Below are 21,891 nucleotides of genomic sequence, written 5' to 3'. Positions count from 1 at the left end.
GCTGTCAGTTTGGAGGAAGCAGGCGGTGAAAGCACCTGCTGGCAAACGATGTATCGGCAATGTCTTCGCGGATGGACGCCGCTGGTCCGGACAGACGCAACCGGCCCCCTTCGTGACCGTGCAACGGCGAAACGGCTGGTGGCATAGTCTCATCCGCAAGTCGAACAGCCTTGGGTGAGGCAATATTGCGTTGTGTAGCCCGAAATCCCAACATAGAAGACGAATATGATGGATGTCACGCAAGCACGCAATGCCGGCATTGACGGGCACGAACAAGCCTTGGACCTCGCCCGGGGAATTGCCGCCTATGTCGACCACCCTCTTGTCGCCGGGCTGGCGCGGGTCATCGCCAAGTATCCGACTGCCGATATCGCCAACGCCTTCAACCACAAGCAGGTCGCCTGCAAGATGTGGGCGCTCGACAAGCTGTTCGAAAACGACGGCGGCCGGTTCGGGCGCATATGGGTTCTGGGCGGATGGTACGGCGTATTGCCGGCAATGCTTTTCAACGACGCCCGTTTCGACATTGCGGCGATCGACAGCATCGACATCGATCCTGAAGTCGGGCCGGTCGCCCGGACCCTCAACCGGGAAGCCGGCGACCGCTTCCGGGCGCTGACGGAAGATATGTACGCACTCGACTATGCGGCCGGTCGGCCCGACCTGGTGGTCAATACGAGCTGCGAACACATAGCCGACCTGGGTGCCTGGCTTGCCCTGCTTCCGCGGGGCACGAAGGTGCTACTGCAATCGAACGATTACTTCAGCGAGCCGACGCACATCAACTGCGTGGCTTCGCTTGCAGCCTTCGAAGCAATGGTGGCGCTACGGGAGATCAGGTTCTCCGGCGAACTGCCGACAAAAAAATATACCCGCTTCATGCTGATTGGAACTGTTTGAAGCGCGTTGCGCGAATCCAACCGAGATATGACCTGCGCTAGGATTTCGAGGACCAGGTTCGATGCCGCTCGCGCAGGATTTGCGCCGAGTGACGGGCGCCTTCCAGATCGAGACGATGCGCGGCTGGCGTCGGTCCCGCAAGCGCCTGTTCGATCGCTTGCGCCAGACACTCAGGCGTCAGGTCCTTTTCCATCCGCACCGTTGCAAGACCGAGTTCTTCGAGCATCAGGGCTCGAACCGTCTGTTCCGTTTCCCCGCCGGCTGCAAAGGGAACGAGCAGCGAGCGACAGCGCGCGCGAAGGACATCGCAGACAGTGTTGTAACCCGCCTGCGAGACCGACAGGCGGGCGCCGGTCAGCAAGCTGGCGAAATCCTCGCGAAACCGAAAGATGGACAGGCCCGGCGTGGCATCGCGTGTAATCGCGTCAAACTCGTCCTTCGGCAGGTTTGGGCCGGTGATCAGACACCATTTCCAGGCGTTGTCGGCATTCCGCGCTGATGCGATGGTGGACCGGACAAGGCTCTTTCCGGCGGCTCCGCCGCCAACCGACACCACAACGTCGAAACGCTCGGAGGCCGCGGGCGCTGGTGGCGCGGCAACGAGCCCTGTGTACGCAACCTCGGCCCTGATCGCTCCCGCCAGTGGAAATGTCTTGTCTAGGGTTGCGAAAGCCGGATCGCCATGGACCATGACAAGGTCAAAATGCCTGTTAACGAGATCGACCGTTTCCTCGTTTCGGCCCGGCTTGACGCGCTCCTGAAGGATATCACGGACGGACGTCACCAGCAGCGGTCTGGGCGACGCCGCGTCGATGGCCTCGATCAGCGGCAAGAGTTCGAAACGCATCTGCCGGCGCCCAAATGGAAACGCCTCGACAATGACGATATCAGGCCTGCAATCCCGGAATGCCTGCAGCAGCATCTCTGAACGCCGTTTCTTGAAATCATCGTCAATGGGCTTGCCCTGCAGGTCGACAAGACCGGAAAATCCTTCATCACCGGAGGTAACAGATGGCAGGGTTACAGATATTGCCCCCAATCCCGGAAACCCCGCGACCGGCGCTCCGCCAGTGACGATGGTTACGTCAAACCCGTCATCGACCAGAGCCGCCGCGACGCGGCTGGAGCGCGCGAGATGGCCGATGCCGAGCAGGTGCTGGACATAGAAGAAAGCGCGCAGCCGCTTCATTCGGCGGCCCGCCACTCCCGTTCGAACAGCTCCTTGAGCTGTCCAATGCTTGCCATGTGATCGAAATTGCCGCGCACGCGCGCCTCTGCGGTGTCGCCGAGGCGGGCACGCAGCACGGGATCACGGATCAGTCGCTCCAGCGCCTGTGCCAGGGCAATTGGGTTTTCCGTCGGAACCAGTAGCCCGGTTTCATCCGGCGATAAAAGCTCCGGCACGCCGGAAACATCGGTCGACACGCAGGCAAGCCGCTGGCTGGCCGCCTCCACCAGAACATTCGGCAGACCATCGCGGTCGCCATTTGCGGTGATCCTGCAGGCCAGGGCGAAGATATCGGCGCGGCGGTAGTGCTCAAGCACCTCTTCCTGCGCGAGCGCGCCTTTCCAAGAGATGCGACCATCCAGTCCGAGTTTTTGCGCCAACGCCTTGAGCCGCTCCAATTCCTCGCCGCCGCCAATATGCTCGAAACGCCACGCTAAATCACCGGGCAAGAGGGCAAGGGCCTCCAGCAAGGTGTCGAAACCTTTCTTTGCAACGGCGCGCCCGACACTCAGAACGATAACCGGTTCGTCCGGCGCCGAGCCGTCATGCTGTTTTCGTGCCTCGCCGAAAATGCCGAAGCGATCAAGGTCGAGCCCATGATAGCTCAAATGCACTGACGAGTTGCCGTCGGCGAGTTTTTTCAGACGGTCGAAGCCCGTTTTCGTGCAAGTTACCGTCCAGCGCGCCGAGGAAAGCTTGCTGGCCAGATCCCAATCCGCCGAAGTCCAGATGTCCTTGGCATGGGCCGAGCAGCTCCAGGGCAGACCAAGAAGCTGGCTGGCATAGCGCGTCACCGATGCCGGCGTGTGCGCGAAATGCGCATGCAGCCATACCGCGTCTTCGGGCCATTCGGCCGCTAGCACGAGCGCTTGCCCGAAACGGCGCGCGCGATTGCGCGTAAAGTCGCGCGGCATATCGACGGCCAGCGATCCCAGTGCACGCCAGAAGCCCGGCCGCTGCAAACAAGCAGAAAGCGAGCGAACCACGCGCAGCGGCTCTTCATGCAGATATTCCGGCAGATAATGGACGGGCGCTTTGATCTCGTCATGCACGGGGTGGCGTTTTGCGTCGGTCGGCCGCCTGAGCGCAACGAGTATCAGATCGAACCCCGCACGCTCCAGTCCGAGCAGTTCCTGCGCGATGAAGGTTTCCGACAGCCGCGGATAACCCTTCAGAACCACGACGATCTTGCGATGTTGCAACTCAGTTCATGCCTTCAATAACCGAAAGGTGAGGGCCAGCCTGCCGGTCGAGCAGTTCCGCGACGATTTCGGAAATATGAGGGAGCCCTTCCAGGGTCAGATGTGGATTACTCTGGGATGGACGAGGCCGATTCGGCAGCGCCACCAGTGCATCGGCAAACCGCTGGGAGTCCTTGGCTTCCTCCGGCAAAAGCATTTCGATGAGGCCCAGTTCGGCCGCGCGCCGCGCGCGGATCAGTTGTTCCTGGCGGGGTTCGATGCGCGGCACGATGAGCGCCGGCTTGTCGAAAGAAAGTATCTCGCAATAGGTGTTGTAACCGCCCATCGCCACTACCGCCTTGGCGCCGGCAATCAGGTCTTCCATGCGGTTGTCGAACTCGATAATCTTGATGTAGGGGATCGTGGCACCCTTCTTCAGCAACTTATTGCGCTTGCGAGCCGGCATGTAAGGCCCAAGCACGATCAGCGCCTTGTGCTGCAATTTCGGATCCTGCTGATAAGCGTCGATGACGTCGTGAATCAATTCGGCCCCGTCGCCGCCGCCACCGGTGGTAACCAGGATATAGTCGCCCTCTGGCCGGTGGCCGGGCAACTGGTTCCGCTGCAAGCTCCGTTGCAGGAAACCGACGAATCTCATTTTTGCCCTGACAGCCGGCGGCACATCCAAGCCGGTCAATGGGTCGTAGAAATCCGGCGGGCCATAGGCCCAGACCTTGTCGTAGAACAGGCCTATCTTGCGCATCACATCCCTGCGAGCCCACTCTGCTTCGAGCAGATGCGGTGCATCCATCACCTCGCGCAGGCCAAGCACCAGCGTGGTGCCCCGGGTCTTGAGGTAGGACAGCGTGTCCTCAATCTCACCGCGTAGGCCGAGCGGTTCCTTGTCGACGATGAAGATATCCGGCCGGAAGGTCTCGGCTGTGTGGCGGATGATCGACTGACGCATCCTTAGCGTCTCATGCAGATCGATGTCCTTTTCCAACGAGGTGTATTCGCCGTTGCGCAACTTGATGACGCTGGGGATCTTCACGAAGTCGACACGGGCGCGGTAGTCGAAGGCGCCGGCGATAGTCGCACCCGAAATGATAAGCACCTGAAGCCCACGGAAATCCTCGACTAGCGAATGCGCAATAGTCCGGCAGCGCTGCAAGTGGCCGAGCCCGAACGTGTCGTGGCTGTACATGAGAATTCGAGCGTTTTCTGCGTGCTGGGTCATTCTTGAACGTCTCTTAAAATTCTCGCCTTGAGACCGTGAGCGCCCCCCGGCTTCGAAACCATCCCGGGTGTGAAACACATGGCCGCAATTTCAATTTATATCGCTTCTATGGAATGCCGTTCAGATATGCTTTCTGATCGCCAGTCCGGAACTAGGTGGGTTGGCGAATATCGCCGCGAGGAGTGAGCAGAGACTTCCTGTTGTATTGTGGGATGGATCGAGGAGGAAAACGATGTCAAAAAAATAGGCAGAAGTCATCCCTCTTGATTCCAATCCGGATTGCTAAAAACGATTTCCCCTATCTTGCCCATACAGCCAATTGCTTGATCGGTATACGAAAGGACAAGGTCGCTGGGCGTCGCACGGCGCATTGTTGTAGAGCTCATTCGTGCGCCATTGCACTCGCCTTGGACCAAAGGTGCCGCCCATTATTCTCTTGAAGGGCGGTCTGATTGTGATTCACCGACCAGAAATTGAGCCATCTGTCGCCAAGCTAGCCGGAATTTTAGCAATAATCGAGTGGATGCGAGCGGTCGCGCCACACCGCCCGCAGCAGGGTGTGTGCGACACCGGTTGCTTGTCGATCATTATGACCCATGCCAATGCCTTATTGGAGCGGTGACGGTACCTTTTTTAAACGGCTTGGGCAGGGCCGTCGAACGTCTTGAGGTACAAAAATCGCCCAATTGGTCCCGATAGTTGGTGAACCCTGGAAAAATTCTTTGCGGCGATTTCCCTTTAGAACCAAAGCGTAATTTTTTGACGGCTCTGGTCGGTCTCTTATGGGGCTATGGAAACATCCTAGTGTAATTTCAATTAGTTATAGGCTGTTTGAACAATCGAGTGGGAGTAGGGGTCAGCGTAGTCGGGAGTGCTCCGGCGTAGTTTCTCGCAAAAAACGACGCGCTTTAAGTCTTTGTTTTCGTGCATGTCGTTGTCCCAAACCGGAACTTTTGGGCGACATGCATTAGCCTACCGTCAGCGCATGCCCGCATTTGCGAGATTGGCCGCCGGTGTGTCTTGAGATCGCCTCATCGGCTGACCGCAATCAGAATTCTAGGCGATGCCGCCCAAAAGTTCCTCCGCCCTGGAAACAGCGGCCGCCTGATGTGGCTGCAAGGGTTGGCCGGCATAGCTTTCGAAGACCGGCAGGAACGGGTCGTCGATATGCGTCCTGATGCCGGACAACTGCTCCATCACCGCCAGGCCACAGTAGGGAACGTAGGAGGCGGAATAGCCGCCTTCGTGCGACATCATCAGGCGCCCGCCGCAGAGGTCGTCCGCCGCCTGCATCAGCATCCGCGTCATGTCGCGGTAGCTGCCGCTATGCAGCATCATGCGCCCCAGCGGATCGGCCGCCGAGGCGTCGAAGCCCGACGGCACGACGATGAGATCAGGCTTGTAGCGATTGAGCGCCGGTAGCACGACGCGTTCGAAGACGGACATGTAAGCGCCGTGGCCGCAGCCGGCCGGCAGCGGTACATTGATGTTGTAGCCTTCGCCCTTGCCCTCGCCGCGTTCCTTGTGAAGACCGCTGTCATGCGGATAAAGCCCGTCCTGATGGATCGAGATGGTCAGTACCGACGGGTCCGAATAGAAGGCGGACTGGGTGCCGTTGCCGTGATGAACATCCCAGTCGACGCTGGCGACCCGCTCGAAGCCATGTTTGGCCCGGTTCTTCAGGATAGCGACCGGAACGTTGCCGAACAGGCAAAAGCCCATGCCTTGCCCGCGCTCGGCATGATGGCCGGGCGGTCGCACCAGCGCATAGCCATTGTCGACATCGCCGCTCAACACCGCATCCATCACCGCTGCCGTGCCGCCGGCAGCCAGACAGGCGATCTCGTAGCTGCCATGGCCGAAGGGGGTGAGATAGCTCGCATCGCCGCCGCGCCCATCACTGAGCAGCTTGATACGGCTGATGTAGTCGCGGTCGTGAAACAGGGCGAGGTCATCCTCGCTCACCGCGACGGAGGCGATCTTAGACAGTTTCTCGGTCAGGCCCGAAACCTCCATCAGATTGCGGAATCGGCGTTTCGTGTCGGCATTCTCCGCATGCTCGCCCGGCTCGATGGTCAGGCTCGGCTGAAAGAACTGCGCGGCATTGCCGGTCTCGTGCCAGAGATAGAGTTCGTGGAAATTCCAGCCCGTCGTCATCTCGTGCCTCATCCCGCCTGGATCATTGACGCGGCGCGTTCGGCGATCATGATCGTCGGCGCGTTGGTGTTGCCCGACACCATTTTCGGAAAGACCGAGGCGTCAGCGATGCAAAGCCCGTCCAGCCCATGAACCTTCATCGACGTGGGATCGACGACGGCCATTGCATCTGAACCCATGCGGCAGGTGCTGGTCGGGTGATAGAGCGTCGTGCAGTGGCCGCGTATATAGTGGGCGATCTCGGCGTCGCTCTCGCATTCGGCGCTCGGCGTGATTTCGCCGACGAGCATTTCGGCAAGCGGCGACTGCGCCGCGATGCGCCGGCTGATGCGGATGCCTTCGACCAGCGTGGCGATGTCCGAGCCATCCTCGTCGCTGATGAAGTAACGTGGGTCGATCGCCGGATATTCGATTGGATTGGCCGAGCGCAGGCGAATCTCGCCGCGGCTGTCTGGCCGCTGCAGCGTGGTGTGCAGCGTGATGCCGGGTCTGGACGAAAGGAACCGAACATAGTCGCGATGCGGGCTGATGGCGCCGTAAAGCTGCAGGTCCGGCTCGATATCGGGCCGGCTCTTGACGAAGCCGCCCGCCGCCACCCAGGGTGAGGAACGCGGGCCGCTGCGCGATGTCTGCCATTCCGCGAAGTCGCGCTGCAGCGTCTCGTCGGTCCAGGCGCCGACGCCGATCTTGTCCTTGGTATAGAAGGTGATCGGAATGTTGATGTGGTCCTGCAGATCCTTGCCCACGCCCGGCAGGTCGTGCACGGGAGCAACGCCGACCTGGGCGAGTTCGTCGGCCGGCCCGATGCCCGAAAGCAGCATCAACTGGCAACTGCCGATCGAGCCCGAAGACAGCACCACCTCGCTGTCGGCGAAAGCGGTCTCAGGTTCGCCATTGACGAGATAGCGGATGCCCTTGACCCGGCCCTTCTCGACGATCAGGCCCGTCGCCAGCACACCGGTTTTCACGGTGAGGTTGGGACGTTCCCGCGCCGGGCGCAGATAGGCCTTGCCGGTGCCCCAGCGTTCGCCATTCTTGATGGTGAACTGGAACAGGCCGACGCCTTCCTGCTCGACGCCGTTGAAATCGCGGTTCTGCTTGTAGCCTGCGGCCTTGCAGGCCTCGATCCAGGCAAGCTCGTTGGGATCGACATGTCCGACATTGCCGATATGCAGCGGCCCGTCGGCGCCGTGCAGCGGGTCGTTGCCGAGTTCGGCATTGCTTTCACTGGCCTTGAACACCGGCAGCACGTCAGCCCACGCCCAGCCGGGGCAGCCCATCGCCGCCCAGCCATCATAGTCGGACGGCAGGCCGCGAATATAGATCATGGCGTTCAGCGCGCCGGAGCCGCCGATCATCTTGCCGCGCGGCCAGAACACCCGCCTGCCGCGGCAGCCGGCCTGCGGCTCGGTGTAGTAGCCCCAATCGACTTCCGTGTTGAACATGGTCGGCCAGTCCGACGGCACGTCCGAGGCGAGCGGCGCCTCGCGCCCGGCCTCCAGCAGCAGCACCTTGCGGGCAGGATCGGCGCTGAGCCGGTTTGCCAGCACGCAGCCGGCCGAGCCGGCGCCCACTATGATCGTATCGAACATCGTCAGTCTCTCACTTTCCGGCCGGGGTCGGGCTTTGCACAATGCTGCTTGCTGCTGGCTTGCTGTCGGGGCTGGCGCGACGGCGCCCGAGCCAGTCGATGAGATCGCCAAAACGGCCGACCAGCCCCTTGGGCATCAGCACCACCGACAGGGCGATGATCAGGCCGAGCCCGAGCGTGCGGAACTCGCCGCTCTCTCGCATCAACTCGTCAGCCAGCACCAGCACCACCGTCCCGACCAGCGGTCCCCAGAACGTGCCGACGCCGCCGACCACGACGATGGCGATGATGAACATAAGTTGCGACATCGACAGCACACCGGGGCCGATCGCCTGGAAATGCGCGGCATAGAAACCGCCGGCCAGCCCGGTGAAGAAGGCGGAGATGCCGAACACCAGAAGCTGCGCCTGGAAGCGGTTGACGCCGCGGGCCACCGCATAGCCCGGATTGTCCTTCAGCGCCCGGAAAGCAAGGCCGATCGGGCTTTTGACGATCGCGTAGGTGAAGACCATGGTGAGCGCGAACAGCACCGCGATGATGGCGTAATTGCCGACCAGCCACTGCGCTCGGAGCAAGGCCCTGGTGCCGAGGTCGCCGAAGCGGGCAAAGCCGACGGCGCCGCCGGTGAACTGGCGGCAGACGGAGCCGACCATGACGAAACATTCGGTGTCGGTGACGATCAGCAGATACATCGTCTGGGCGATCGCCAGCGTCAGCAGCGCCACATAGACGCCGGTCAGGCGAAGGCAGGCGAGGCCGACGACCAGCGAGAACAGCACGGCGCCCAGCGCGCCAGGCACAAGTGCTGCCCAGACGTTCCAGCCGAAATAGAAGCAGAGCATCGCCGTCGCATAGCCGCCGAAGGCAAAGATCGCCATTTGCGCCAGCGAGAAGATGCCCGAGAAGCCGAACAGGAGGTTCCACTGCGAGGCGATCGTCGCATAGAACAGCGCCAGCACGATCTGGCCAAGGATGTAGCGGCTGTCGACCAGGAACGGCAGCGCGATCGCCGCCGCGATCAGCATCAGGCTGATGGCAAGATCAGTCCTGGCCGAGCGGGACATGGAGAAACGGGGCAGGGGACGTGTCTCTGTCATGATGACCCTCACATGCGCCGGATTTCGGCGTGGCCGAAAAGGCCGGACGGCCGCCAGATCAGCACGGCAATGACGACGAACAGCAGCGATGGAAAGCCCCACCTGGCGCCCAAGGCGTACTGGACGAAGGATTCGAGCAACGCCAGCCCAAGTGCTGCTGCGATGGCGCCCGGCAGATTGCCGAGACCGGCGACCACGCACATGATGAAGGCCTTCAGCATCGGGTCGTTGCCGAGTGGCGGCGACAATTGCGTCATCGACGAGACCATGACGCCGCAGATGCCGGCGAGCGCGCCCGACAGCATCAGCACCTGCAGGTAGACGCGGTTGACGGCGACGCCCATGAGTTGCGCCGCGTCGCGGTTCTGCGCCGTCGCCCGGATCGCACGACCCATCCGCGTGCGGCCGAGCGCCGCCGAGACGACCACCATCATGACGACCACCACCGCGATGATCAGAAGGTTTTGCCAAGGCAGCGTCAGCGGCCCCAGGCGCAGGGCGCCGGCGATCGAAACCGGCTGCTTCAGCGGCTGCCCGCCATAGGTCAGGAGGATGGCATTCTCGAGGGCGATGCCGATGCCGACCGTGGCGATCATGACGTTGGCTTCGAATGTCGATTTGTCGTTCTGCAGGAGATTGCGAACGATCGCGAAATAGAGGATGGCGCCGGCCAAAGCACCCGCGCCGATAGCACCGGCGAAACCGATCGCGACCGGCAGGCCGAGCGAGGTGATCACCGTGAAGGCGACGTAGCCGCCAAGCGTCAGCATCGCCGCATGGGCCATGTTGAGCATGCCCATCGAACCCCAGACCAGCGACAGCCCGACCGTCGCCAGCGCATAGAGCGCGCCCGAGGTGAAGCCGGCGACGAGAATGGCCATGAGAACGTCGGTCATGGCGTCAGCCTCCGAGATAGGTTGCGAGGAGTTCGTCGCGCGCCATCAGTTCGGCGGGCTTGCCTGACCAGACGATGGCGCCGTCGTCGAGCAGATGCAGGCGGTCGGCGAGGTCCTCGACCCGGGCCGGGTTCTCCTCCACCAGCAGGATCGTGCGCCCAGCCTTGCTCAGTTGCGAAATGACGTCGTAGACCTGATCGATGATCAGTGGCGCGAGGCCAAGCGACGGCTCGTCGATCAAAAGGATGCGCCCGCCCATCATCAGGCCGCGGCCTATGCCGACCATGCGCCGTTCGCCGCCCGACAGGCTCGAGGCGATCTGGTTGCGACGGTCGGCAAGCTTCGGCAGAAGCGCGTAGACCTCGTCCAGCCGACGCGCGATCTCGGCCTTGTCCGGCGCGAGATAGCCGCCCATCAAAAGGTTTTCGAGCACGCTCATCTGCGCGAACAGCATATCGCCCTGCGGCACGTGGGCGACGCCCAACATCGCCGTCTCATGCGGCTTGCCGGACAGGCGCCGGCCGTCGATGCTGATCTGACCGCCGCGCAGCGGCACCAGGCCGGAAATGGTCTTGAGCAATGTCGACTTGCCATGGCCGTTCGGGCCGACGACGGTGACGAATTCACCGGCATGAACGGTCAGCGAAATGCCCTTGAGCACGTCGAGTCCGTCATAGCCGCAGACGATGCCGTCGAGTTGCAGGACAGGTGGTTTTGCGGCTGCGCCCGTCATGGCGTTCCCCCCACCGCCGGATTCGTCGCGGCAGCTTGCTCATCGAAGAATTTCTTCAGCCGTTTCTGCGTGCCCTGGCCGAGATAGGTTTCGACAACGGTCTGGTCCTCGGCGACCTTGTCCGGCCGGCCTTCGAATATCACCTTGCCATGGTGCATGATGATCACGCGGCTGGAGAGCGCCAGGAGAAAGCGCATGACGTGCTCGATCAGGACGATGGTCAGTCCCTGGTCGCGCAGTTTCAGCACCATCGCCATGATCTGGTCGATCTCGGCGACGTTGAGCCCGCCCACCGGCTCGTCGAGGAAGAGCATTTTCGGTCGGGTGGCGATGGCGCCGGCAATCATCAGCAGCTTGCGGTCGAGCACCGGCAGCCGCGCCACGGTCTCGTCGGCCTTGGCCGCAAGCCCGACGAAGTCCAGCGCTTCGATCGTTGCCTGCCGGACATCCTCGCCAAGGCGGAAGCCGGCCAGCCTTCGCCGCTGCCGGCCGAAATACGCGGCGATCTCGATGTTTTCGCGAACGGTCAAGCTGTCGAAGGCGGCATTGAGCTGGAAGGTGCGGGCGATGCCGAGTTGGCAGATGCGGTCGGCCGGAAGCGCCGAAATGTCGGTGTCGCCGAAATGCACCCGGCCGCCACTGGCCGGCGTGATCCCGGTCACCACGTCGAAGAAAGTTGTCTTGCCGGCGCCGTTTGGCCCACCAATGCCAACGATCTCGCCCGCATTGACCACCATCGACACGCCGTCGACGGCGGCCAGCGAGCCGAACCGTTTGACCACACTGTCACAAACCAGCATCGGACCGGCGGCCTCAGTCATATTTCTCACCCAATGGAGCCGGTCGGGCAAACGGCCCGGCCGGTGTCGTTGGTTTCATTTCCGCGTCCGGTCACTTGATCCATGGCGGCAGGATGAAGCTGTCCGTGGCATAGAGCACCGGCGCGATCAGCTTCGGATCGGTTTTGTAATCCTGATGCTGCAGGAACTGGTGCGGCATGCCAAGCGACGGATCGGCTACCTGCGTCGGATAGCAGAAGGCCGATTGGCCGGCCGGATCGGCCCGGTAGGTGCCGTTGACCCCGCGATAGACCAGGCGCTTCATCGCATTGGCCACCTTGGTGGTCTGCGCCTTGTCCATCGGTTCGCCTGGACCACCGGCGATTGCCGCGGCAAGCGCCCACATCCACAGGCCGTCATAGGTCTGCGATCCCGTGATGTAGGCCGAGTTCGGACCGAATTTGGCCCGGTAGCTCTCGCGGAACGGCTTGGAGAAATCGTCCGGCAGGCAGCCGATCACCGTCGAATAGACGACGCCGTTGACCGCCTCGCCGCCGATCTCGCGGAAAGCCGGCAGCGATGGTCCGTACTGCATGTAGATCAGGCTGTTGATCGGCTCGGCGAGGAACTGGACCATGAACTGCGCCAGGTCCTGCGGCAGGAAGTGCGTGACCAGGATCGCCGCCGGCGGGTCCTGGCGAAGTTTCGCCAGCGTCGGTCCCCATTGGTTGGTCGGGAACGGAACGGTCTCGAACAGACTAACCTCGAAGCCGTATTCGGCGGCCTTGTCGCGGATCGCGTTGGCGATGACGATCGAATATTCGTTGGCAGACGGGATGATGGCGATCTTCTTGTTGGGCGCCTTCCATTTGCCGTCCGCGGCAAGCGTCTTGAGGAAGTTCAGGCAGCCCGGTCCATACCAGAACTCCGGCGGATCGCCCTGGAAGGAGCTGTAATAGCGGGCGGGGTCGGTCTTGAACTTCTCATTGTGCGAAATCAGCGTGTTGTAGTGCATCATGATGACGTCGTTGTCGGCGGCGACGTCCATCTCGATCATGTTGGTGCCGAGATTGTAGCCATTGATGATGACCGGCGCCTCGAAGCGGTCGATCAGGCGCTGCATCGACTGGCTGACGAGGTCGGCGCCCATTTCCTTGGTGTCTTCGATGTGGATCTCGACAGGCCGGCCGAGAATGCCGCCCGCCGCATTGATCTCCTCGGCGGCAAGTTCGAGACCGTTCTTGAACTCGATGCCGTCGGCGGCGGCAATGCCGGACATCGGCAGGGCCGAGCCGACCGGAATGGGCTTGGTGTCCTGGGCGATCGCCGCAGTGTTCATATCGGCAAGAAGCGCGGCACCGGCCGCACCCGCGCCGACCACGCCCTGCAGCATTGCACGTCTGTTCATCATGGCAAAGTTCCCCTTTTTTGGCGTTGGTTAGAGTCTTTTCTTCATGCGAAATCTTTCACACCAGATCTTTCTGGCGAAACGCGTGGGTCATGGGCACGAAAGCGGCTTCCAGGTCGGCTGCCGCCGAAAGCACGCGGGCATCGTCGCCGCGCGCGCCGATAATCTGGAAGCCGACGGGCAGGCTCGCCTCGGTCATGCCGCAAGGGATGACGCAGGCGGGTTGCTGGCTGAGATTGATGGGGTAGCTGAACGCTGCCCATTCGATCCATCGCGAGAGGCCGCTGCCCAGAGGCACTTCAAGGCCAACGTCGAAGGCTGGAATCGATGACCCCGGCGAAACGATGAAATCATAGTCGTCCAGCAGCCGGTCCATGGCGGCGCCGAATTCGGCGCGCTCCAACTGTGCGGCGACGAGCGTATGGACGTCGAACGCCGCCCCAGCCTGTGCGATCTCCAGGAAGCCCGGATCGATGCCCGCCCGTTCGCTCGGCGGAACCAGCGCCAGCCGCGCCGCGGCGCCGGTGAACCAGTGATGCTGGAACAGGTCGAGGAGATCGCCACCGGGAAGATCAATCGGCTCGACCGTCGCGCCGAAGGTGTCGAAACACGTCAAGGCGTGGGAGACGACGGCGGCGATCCCGGAATCCAGCGCTCCTGAAGGCGGCTTCGACCAGTAGCCGATCCGAGCGCCCCGCAAAACTTCTTCGATCCGGCCAAGCGGCGCCAGCGTTCCCACGCCTTGCTGCCAGTCGCTGATATCACGGCCGGACATGGCGCCGGCCATGACGGAAAGATCGAGTGCTGTCCGTGCCATCGGTCCGATATGGGCGACGGTTCCGAACGCGCTGGACGGATAGGCGGGCACGCGGCCGAAGGTCGGCTTCAATCCGGCGATGCCGGTGAACGAGGCCGGAATGCGGATCGAGCCGCCGCCATCGGTACCGAGATGGAAGACGCCGGCGCCGGTGGCGGCGGCCACCGCCGCTCCGCCGGAGGAACCGCCGGGGGTCTTTTGCGCATTCCAGGGATTGCGCGTGATGCCGCAGAGGCCGCTGTCGGTAATCGCCTTCCAGCCGAATTCGGGCGTCGTCGTCTGTCCGATGAAGACGGCGCCGGCTCTGCGCAGCAGGGCAACGGCGGGGGCATCCTTGTCATAGGCGGCGGAAGTCGTCGTCCTGCTGCCGTAACGCACGCTCCAGCCCTCGACCCAGACGATGTCCTTCAGCGTCGTCGGTATGCCGTCGGCTGCCGACAGCGGCTCGCCTGCCCGCCATCGTTTCTCGGAAGCACCTGCGGCCTCGATCGCACCCTTGCGGTCGATCATGGTGAAGGCGTTGAAAAGCGGATTGATCGCTTCGGCGCGATCCAGCGCCGCCAGCGTCACCTCGACGGGCGACAGCGATCCAGCGCGGTAGGCGGCGCTAAGCTCCGCAGCAGCCAGGCGGCACAGATCATCGGCGTCGGCAATGGGAGACAGCCCATTCGGCATGCAGTTCGAACCCCTCACTTCATGGCCGCTCTTCCGGCAGCCTTGTCAGCCCGGGCAATCTGGCGGGTTTTTTCATCACCATAAAATGTATTGTTGTGGGGAATATTCGCTATTTAATGTAACAAAGAGCCATGAATCTGACCATTCGGCAGTTGCGCTATGTCTGCGAAGTCGCCCGCCTTGGCAGCGTGCTGGCGGCCTCCAGATCGCTCTACATCTCGCAATCCTCCATCCTCGCGGCGATCACTCTGGCCGAGACCGGGATGGGGGCGCGCATTTTCGACAGGCGGCCGGCGCGCGGCGTCTCCATCACGCCGGCCGGCCAACGCTTCGTCGCCGCCGCCCGCATCATGCTGGCGGCGGAGACGGAGTTCAACCGGTCGATCGGAGACCTCAACGGGCGCGTGCCGAAGGTCCTGCGCATCGGCTGCTTCGAGCCGTTCGGCGCGCTGTTCATGCCGGAGATGCTGCGCAGCTACCTCGACAGCGTCGGCGATGTCGAGATCGACCTTGTCGAGGCCGACCAGGTCCAGTTGCAGGAACGGCTTGTCGCTGGCCAGATCGATCTGGCCATTCTCTACGACATCGGTCCAATCGGTATCGACAGCGTCACCCGCATCTGCAAGGTACCGGCGCATGCCGTGCTCAATGCAGACGATCCCCTTGCCGCGCGCGACGGCATCTGGCTGGCGGAACTGGCGGCACGGCCGCTGGTGCTGCTCGACCTGCCGCACACGGCGACCTATCTCCTGACCCTGTTCGACGTGCTGGCGAAACGACCGGAGGTGCGCTTTCGCACGCGCTCTTATGAAACGGTGCGCTCGGCCGTCGCATCCGGCTTCGGCATGGCCGTCCTCAACATGCGGCCGATCGGTCGCGCCACCGCCGATGGCGAGGAGATCGTTCGAAGACCAATCCTCGATGAACTGCCGCCACCCACGCTGATCGTCGCCGACATGTACGGGTCGGCAAAGCCACTCTTCGTGCGTGTCTTCATCGACATGTTCCATCGCTTTTTCAGCGCGGTGGGCCCTTCGGGCTTTTCGGTGACGACGCCGGAGCGCGAACCTTTTCTACTGGTCGCCAGGGACGATGGCTGAGCCGCCCCCCTGGCGTTGCGGACATTTACAGGACCGGCGTTGCAACCGCGCCGGAGGCGCGGGTTCCTGATCGAGATGTTCAAGATCGACGGGCGGCTCGGCGACAACTCTTCGGTGCGCGCCCACGTTTCACCAACACCAATGCTCGGTCGCCTGCTCGCAGGTTGGAGCGGAGACGGTACTTTTCGAGACGGCTTGGGCACGCCGTCGAACGCCGCAAAGTGCAAGAAATCGCTCGATTGGTCCCGATAGTTGGTGAACCTTAAAATAGGTGGCTGCCTGCTGAGACGTACAAAGGATCGCCGGTATCGAAGCCTACCGGCGCGACAAATGACGAAACCGGCGCACAGATTGCATGAGCACTGGCCATTGCCGTTAAACTGAAGTTTTGCGCAACCACTCGGTTGCGGGCGCGTTTGTGAGCAAGGGCATCGATTGGAGGGATAGATTCGTCAACAGTTCCAAGCACAAGCGCCCGGATTACGAAACTCGCTGCGGTGCGCTGGCTCGCGCTGTGGTTATGCTTGGGAACCTGTTCCAGCTGCTCGGGAGCCCAGTCGGCGCTTGATCCGGCCGGAGAGGAAGCGCGCCAGATCGCCGACCTTTTCTGGCTCATGGCCATTGCTGGCGGCCTTATCTGGCTGACGGTCATCGGTCTTCTGGTCCACGCGACACGTCATGAGCGCACTCCCATAGACGAGCGTGTTGCAAGCCGGCTGATTTTCTGGGGCGGGGCAGCCATTCCTTCGCTACTCCTCTTTCTCTTGCTAGGCTATGCGCTTTGGTTGATGCCTGGACTGAGACCTTTCGCACGAGCCGGCGAAGCCAATGGTCTCAGGATCGAAGTGACCGGTGAGCAATTCTGGTGGCGGGTCGCCTACCACCCGGCTGGCGGCGGAGTTCCTATTCTTTCCGCCAACGAGATCAGGCTGCCGGTTGGCGAGCGCGTCGAGTTCTTGCTGAAAAGCACCGACGTCATCCATTCCTTCTGGATTCCTGCGCTCGGTGGCAAGATGGACATGATCCCGGGTCGCGTGAATCGGCTCTCGTTGCTGGCGACCAAACCTGGCACCTACCGCGGCCCTTGCGCGGAATATTGCGGGACCTCGCACGCGCTGATGACCTTCACGGCCGTCGCCATGCAGCCCGCTGCCTTTCGGGAATGGCTGGCTGTGCGGGCGAACCCTTCGCCCGGCGCATCCTTGCCCGGACGCGACATATTCCTTCGCAACGGCTGCGGCGCGTGCCACCGCGTTGCGGGCACACAAGCTGAGGGTGGTGTCGGCCCGGATCTCTCGCATATGGGTTCGCGGGGAACGATTGGTGCCGGCGTTTTGCCCACCGACGATGAGGCCGTTCGTAGCTTCATCGCCCATCCGCATTTGATCAAGCCGGGTTCGAAGATGCCCGACTTCAACATGCTGTCCCAACAGGACATCGCCGAAATCGCCGCCTGGCTGAAGGGGCTCGAATGACAACCCTCAAAGCCCGCATCAAGCGAAACGCCTTGCCCTCCGCAGAGAAGATCGAGGAAGAACAGCTGCGCCTCGTCTGGAAGACGCCGATCGGCTGGCGTTACTGGACTTCGGTCAACAATACGCAGGTTGGCCTCTGGTACGGGGGTGCGGCCTTTGCCTTCATGCTGTTTGGCGGCGTTCTGGCGCTTCTTGTGCGCACGCAACTCGCGGTTCCGGGAAACAATTTCCTCTCTGCCGACTTCTATAACCAGGCCTTTACTCTGCATGGCACCGTGATGATGTTCCTGTTTGCCGTGCCTATCTTCGAGGCCGTCGCGATCTTTCTGCTGCCGCCAATGCTCGGTGCGCGTGAACTGCCATTTCCCCGTCTCGGCGCCTTCGGCTTCTGGAGCTTTCTGATCGGCGGTGTCTTCGTTTGCGGTTCGATCTTCTTCGACGCCGCTCCCTCTTCAGGCTGGTTCATGTATCCGCCTCTTGCCACTGACAAGGCATATTCCGGCATTGGTGCCGACATCTGGCTGCTGGGCCTCTCCTTTATCGAAGTCGCCTCCATTGCTGCGGCGGTCGAACTGATCGTCGGCATCATGAAGTGCCGTGCGCCGGGCATGCGCATCAACCTAATGCCACTGTTCGCCTGGTACCTGCTGATCGTCGCGGGCATGATCCTCTTCGCTTTTCCGCCGCTGATCGCCGGCGACATCCTGTTTGAGATGCAACGCATGTTCGACTGGCCGTTCTTCGACCCGACGCGGGGCGGCGACCCACTGCTGTGGCAACACCTGTTCTGGATCTTCGGGCACCCCGAGGTCTACATCATCTTCTTGCCCGCCATCGCGCTGATGGCGATGATCGTGCCAACCTTTTCGCAACGTCCGATCGTCGGCTACTCCTGGATCGTGCTTGCCGCTGTCGGCACCGGCTTCCTATCGTTCGGCCTCTGGGTCCACCACATGTTCGCTACCGGCCTGCCGCAGATCTCGCTGGCATTCTTCTCGGCCGCCTCGGAAGCGGTCGCGATTCCAACCGGCGTGCAGATCTTCGTCTTCATCGCCACCATGCTGGCCGGACGTGTCATCTTCTCGGTGCCGATGCTGTTCGGCGCCGGCGGGCTCGCTATCTTCGTCATCGGCGGGCTGACCGGCGTGATGGTCGCGCTCGTTCCGTTCGACTGGCAGGCGCACGATACCTATTTTATCGTCGCACATCTGCATTACGTGCTGATCGGTGGAATGCTGTTCCCGCTGGTCGCCGGCGTTTACTATTATTACCCGCTGATCAATGCGCGGATGCTCTCGCCCCGTCTCGGGCGCACCGCCTTCTGGCTGATGTTTGCCGGCTTCAACGTCGCGTTCTTTCCGATGCATCTCAGCGGCCTGCGCGGGATGCCGCGCCGCGTCTTCACCTACCCCGAGGGGATCGGTTGGGACTGGCTGAATCTCATCTCCACGATCGGCGCCTATGTTTTCGCGGCAGGGGTGCTGGTGGTTGTCTTCGATGTTGTACGGCCGAAGCATCGCGAACCCCGCAGCGAGCAGAATCCGTGGAAGGCGGGCACGCTCGAATGGCTGAACGAGCCCGAGGAGAACTGGGGCGTTCGATCCATTCCGATCATCGAGAGCCGGTATCCGCTTTGGGACCAGGCGGATCTGATGCAAAAGGTCAATGAGGGCGCCTATTATCTTCGCAGTGCCAAGGAGAATCGCCGCGAGACGCTCATCACCTCGGTGCTCGACGCCCATCCGCTACAGTGCCAGCGCGTGGCGACATCAACCACGATCACAATAATCTCGGCCGCATTGCTCGGCGGGGTCTTCGTCGCGCTCACCTTCGAACTCTGGATCCTCGCCCTATTGTCGGGCATCGGCACGCTCTCTGCCGTTCTGTGGTGGCTCTGGACCGGCACCGGCGAAACCCCGGAAAAGAAGACCAAGGATGTCGGCCTTGGATTGCGCTTGCCGCTCTATGCCTCCGGTCCGGATTCTGTTGGCTGGTGGGCGATGTTCATTACAATGGTTGGCGACGGAACTGCCTTCGCCAGCCTCATCTTCGGCTATTTTTTCTACTGGACCATCCATCCCGACTTCACTCTGGGGCAGCCGGGTCCCGGTATGCGGTGGCCGATGATCGCGCTGTCTCTCTTCGTCGCCGCATGGGTCGCGATGCTTGGTGCGCGCCGACTGAACGCAAGCGGGTGGATCGACGGCGCACGCGTTGCGCTTGTTGCTGCGTTTCTGCTGACGCTTGCTGCCTCTGCAGCCGGTTTTGCCGGACCCTGGCAGCATGACATGCAGCCGACCGCGCATGTCTATCCGGCGATCGTCTGGATTCTCGTCATCTGGGCGCTTGCTCATGCCGCGGTCGGATCCGTCATGCAGCTCTATTGCCTTGCGCGCAGCCTCGCCGGTCGCCTGACGCGGGAGCACGACATGGAACTGCACAACGTCGCGCTCTACTGGCATTTTATGGCGATCACCGCTGTCATCACCTTCGCCGTCATCGGTCTTTTCCCGGAAGCGATGTGAGACGGTGATGCGCATCATTCCCAAAGAGGTCGAAACGCTCTGGACGCTCTTCACCGCGCCCGTGATCTGGGCCGGACATTTCCTCGCCTGTTACGCACTGGCCGCAATCTGGTGTGCCAAGCGCGGTGACCTCGGTTTCGCTGTCGTCCAGGCTGGCATAGTGGCTATGACGCTGGCGGCACTCGCGATGATCGTCTTGTCCGGCTGGCTCGCCTGGAGGCAGTGGGGCTTCGGCACGAACGACCCGCCGCACGACGATCCCACAGCGACGGACCGCAACCTCTTCCAGGGGTTTGCCACGCTACTGCTTTGCGGCCTGAGCTTCGTCGCCGTGCTCTACGTGGGGCTGCCGCTGCTCTTCATCGACGGATGCTCCTCATGAGGACGGCAAGCCTGTTGCTGGGCTTCGTCACCCTCGCGCTGGTCTGGGCGGGACCGCTGCTCGATGCGTGGCGTGGCTCGTTCGCGGCTCACATGCTTGCCCACATGGGCGTCGTCGCGATTGCGGCGCCGCTGATAGCAATCGGTATTGCCAGAACGATACGCTCCGTCGCCACCGCCGCTCCCCTTATCGCCTCTCTCGTCGAACTGATTGTCGTCTGGGGCTGGCATGCGCCGGCTGCGCGCCAGTGGGCCGAGACATCGACCATCGCCACCATGATCGAGCAGGTGTCCTTCCTTGGCGCCGGGCTGTTCCTGTGGCTGACGTGCATGGCGCCGCGCAATGCCGATGCGCCGGCTAGGGACGCTGCCGGCGCCTTCGCGTTGCTCCTGACCTCCATCCACATGACGTTGCTTGGCGCGCTGCTCTCGCTCGCCTCGCGACCGCTCTATGGCCTCGGCGAAGTGACGTGCTTCGGCCTCGTGCTCGGGGCGGGGCAGGACCAGGCGCTCGGCGGCATCATCATGTTGATGATCGGCGCTGCCGTTTACCTCGCCGGAGGCGTCTTCCTGCTTGCCAGGCTCCTGAGCGGCAAAACCGAGAGGCTGGCCGGCTGATGCACGTCAACTGGAAACTCTTGGCGATAGGCTTGGCGATCTTGCCGGCCGCGGTGCTTTTCGCGACCTGGATCGGCTTCTTCAACGTTGGTGCCTCGACCGGCCACTGGAAGGTGACCGAATGGTTCCTGCACTTCGCGATGCGCTCGGCCGTGCGGACATACGCACTCACGGTCAAGGTGCCGGACGAGCTGCCGCGCTACGCTATTCAGCCGGCTGCCGGCCATTTCGCGCGCGGCTGCGCCATCTGCCACGGTGCGCCCGGCGAACCGCGGTCGCCCGCCGTCCTTGCGATGCTGCCGCAGCCGCCGGACCTTGCCGGCAAGGTCGGCGAATGGACGGACGCCGAACTCTTCCGCATCGTCCAGCACGGCGTGCGCTTCACCGGCATGCCGGCCTGGCCGACGCAGCAGCGCGACGATGAAGTCTGGGCGATGGTCGCCTTCCTGCGCGAACTGCCGATGATGGACGAGGCGCGGTGGCGCGACCTTGCTTATGGCAGTAGCGAACCGTCGACTGGCCAAACACAAGGCCTCGAACGCGCACTCGCCGACTGTACCCGCTGCCACGGCACGGACGGGCTCGGCCGGAGCCCCGCAACGCCCGTCTTGGCCTCTCAGCGCGAAACCTATCTTCTTGAGAGTTTGAGAGCCTACGCTACCGGCCACCGCCAGAGCGGTGTCATGGGAATTTCTGTCACCGCTGTCGACCCTGCACTCCTCGCCGATCTCGCGCGGCATTTTTCCGCGCTGCCTGCGCCTGCAACGTCGACGCAACCGGACCGTGCCCGGATCGCGCGTGCCGATGAGATCGCGCGACGCGGCATCCCGGAGCGCGACGTTCCGGCATGCCTGGGTTGCCACGGTCGTCCGGACCGCAACCCCATCTATCCGGAACTGTCCGGACAGCCCGCCAAATACATTGCGACCCAGCTCGAGCTTTTCCGCGAGGAAAAGCGCGGCGGCACGCGCTTCGCCCATCTGATGCGCAACGCTGCTAAAAACCTCTCGGACGAAGATATTGCCGCATTGGCCGCCTATTTCGCGCAAATGTCGCGTGCCGCCGCAACCGGAACGCCCTGATGGCGTTACGT

At 62.5% G+C, this 21,891-nt stretch carries 18 protein-coding genes; 7 read left to right on the top strand and 11 right to left on the bottom strand.

Annotated elements, in window-relative coordinates:
- Positions 1-225 precede the first annotated feature (225 nt).
- The gene (locus EOB59_RS00780; protein ID WP_164873903.1) at positions 226-900 is read left to right on the top strand and encodes a class I SAM-dependent methyltransferase; all 675 of its coding nucleotides are present in this window, start codon (positions 226-228) and stop codon (positions 898-900) included.
- 37 nt (positions 901-937) lie between these two features.
- Here EOB59_RS00780 and EOB59_RS00775 read toward each other — a convergent pair whose 3' ends face one another.
- From EOB59_RS00775 to EOB59_RS00725, 11 genes are all read right to left on the bottom strand, one after another.
- Complete coding sequence (locus tag EOB59_RS00775; protein ID WP_127811226.1) at positions 938-2,089, bottom strand: glycosyltransferase family protein; 1,152 nt, start codon at positions 2,087-2,089, stop codon at positions 938-940.
- Complete coding sequence (locus tag EOB59_RS00770) at positions 2,086-3,330, bottom strand: glycosyltransferase (RefSeq protein ID WP_127811225.1); 1,245 nt, start codon at positions 3,328-3,330, stop codon at positions 2,086-2,088. Before EOB59_RS00770 ends, EOB59_RS00775 begins: the two co-directional genes overlap by 4 nt.
- A gap of 1 nt (position 3,331) precedes the next feature.
- Positions 3,332-4,546, bottom strand: coding sequence for a glycosyltransferase family protein (locus EOB59_RS00765; protein ID WP_127396319.1), 1,215 nt, complete (start codon positions 4,544-4,546; stop codon positions 3,332-3,334).
- 1,056 nt (positions 4,547-5,602) lie between these two features.
- Positions 5,603-6,703, bottom strand: a complete 1,101-nt coding sequence (locus tag EOB59_RS00760; RefSeq protein WP_127811224.1) for a class II histone deacetylase — start codon at positions 6,701-6,703, stop codon at positions 5,603-5,605.
- Positions 6,704-6,711: 8 nt separating this feature from the next.
- Positions 6,712-8,295 (bottom strand): GMC family oxidoreductase N-terminal domain-containing protein, encoded by a 1,584-nt coding sequence (locus EOB59_RS00755; RefSeq protein ID WP_127811223.1) that lies wholly within the window; start codon positions 8,293-8,295, stop codon positions 6,712-6,714.
- Between the two features lie 10 nt (positions 8,296-8,305).
- Complete coding sequence (locus EOB59_RS00750) at positions 8,306-9,391, bottom strand: branched-chain amino acid ABC transporter permease (protein ID WP_127396192.1); 1,086 nt, start codon at positions 9,389-9,391, stop codon at positions 8,306-8,308.
- Between the two features lie 8 nt (positions 9,392-9,399).
- On the bottom strand, positions 9,400-10,287 hold the full coding sequence (locus EOB59_RS00745; protein WP_127811222.1) for a branched-chain amino acid ABC transporter permease: 888 nt from the start codon (positions 10,285-10,287) through the stop codon (positions 9,400-9,402).
- Positions 10,288-10,291: 4 nt separating this feature from the next.
- Entirely contained in the window at positions 10,292-11,020 is a 729-nt protein-coding gene (locus EOB59_RS00740; RefSeq protein ID WP_127326892.1) for an ABC transporter ATP-binding protein, read from the bottom strand.
- Entirely contained in the window at positions 11,017-11,841 is an 825-nt protein-coding gene (locus tag EOB59_RS00735) for an ABC transporter ATP-binding protein (RefSeq protein ID WP_127317773.1), read from the bottom strand. The genes EOB59_RS00740 and EOB59_RS00735 overlap by 4 nt, the downstream gene beginning before the upstream one ends.
- Positions 11,842-11,911: 70 nt before the next feature.
- On the bottom strand, positions 11,912-13,210 hold the full coding sequence (locus tag EOB59_RS00730; RefSeq protein ID WP_128287408.1) for an ABC transporter substrate-binding protein: 1,299 nt from the start codon (positions 13,208-13,210) through the stop codon (positions 11,912-11,914).
- 55 nt (positions 13,211-13,265) lie between these two features.
- Entirely contained in the window at positions 13,266-14,699 is a 1,434-nt protein-coding gene (locus tag EOB59_RS00725) for an amidase (RefSeq protein ID WP_127811220.1), read from the bottom strand.
- 131 nt (positions 14,700-14,830) lie between these two features.
- Between EOB59_RS00725 and EOB59_RS00720 the strand changes: the two genes are divergently transcribed.
- The 6 genes from EOB59_RS00720 (at position 14,831) to EOB59_RS00695 (ending at position 21,880) form a co-directional block, all read left to right on the top strand.
- A complete protein-coding gene (locus tag EOB59_RS00720; protein WP_128287407.1) occupies positions 14,831-15,799 on the top strand; it encodes a LysR family transcriptional regulator in 969 nt (322 codons plus the stop codon).
- A 497-nt stretch (positions 15,800-16,296) separates the two neighbouring features.
- Positions 16,297-17,274, top strand: a complete 978-nt coding sequence (coxB, locus tag EOB59_RS00715) for a cytochrome c oxidase subunit II (protein WP_281061694.1) — start codon at positions 16,297-16,299, stop codon at positions 17,272-17,274.
- Positions 17,271-19,799, top strand: a complete 2,529-nt coding sequence (ctaD, locus tag EOB59_RS00710) for a cytochrome c oxidase subunit I (RefSeq protein WP_127326898.1) — start codon at positions 17,271-17,273, stop codon at positions 19,797-19,799. Before coxB ends, ctaD begins: the two co-directional genes overlap by 4 nt.
- Positions 19,800-19,806: 7 nt before the next feature.
- Complete coding sequence (locus tag EOB59_RS00705) at positions 19,807-20,181, top strand: hypothetical protein (RefSeq protein WP_127397622.1); 375 nt, start codon at positions 19,807-19,809, stop codon at positions 20,179-20,181.
- Positions 20,178-20,798 (top strand): cytochrome c oxidase assembly protein, encoded by a 621-nt coding sequence (locus tag EOB59_RS00700; protein ID WP_236383168.1) that lies wholly within the window; start codon positions 20,178-20,180, stop codon positions 20,796-20,798. Before EOB59_RS00705 ends, EOB59_RS00700 begins: the two co-directional genes overlap by 4 nt.
- Positions 20,799-20,839: 41 nt before the next feature.
- Complete coding sequence (locus tag EOB59_RS00695) at positions 20,840-21,880, top strand: c-type cytochrome (RefSeq protein ID WP_245486489.1); 1,041 nt, start codon at positions 20,840-20,842, stop codon at positions 21,878-21,880.
- Positions 21,881-21,891 lie beyond the last annotated feature (11 nt).

It is taken from the genome of Mesorhizobium sp. M7A.F.Ca.MR.176.00.0.0 (assembly GCF_004023165.1).
In the GTDB taxonomy this organism is placed as follows: domain Bacteria; phylum Pseudomonadota; class Alphaproteobacteria; order Rhizobiales; family Rhizobiaceae; genus Mesorhizobium.
This window is presented reverse-complemented; position numbering and strand designations above follow the sequence as displayed.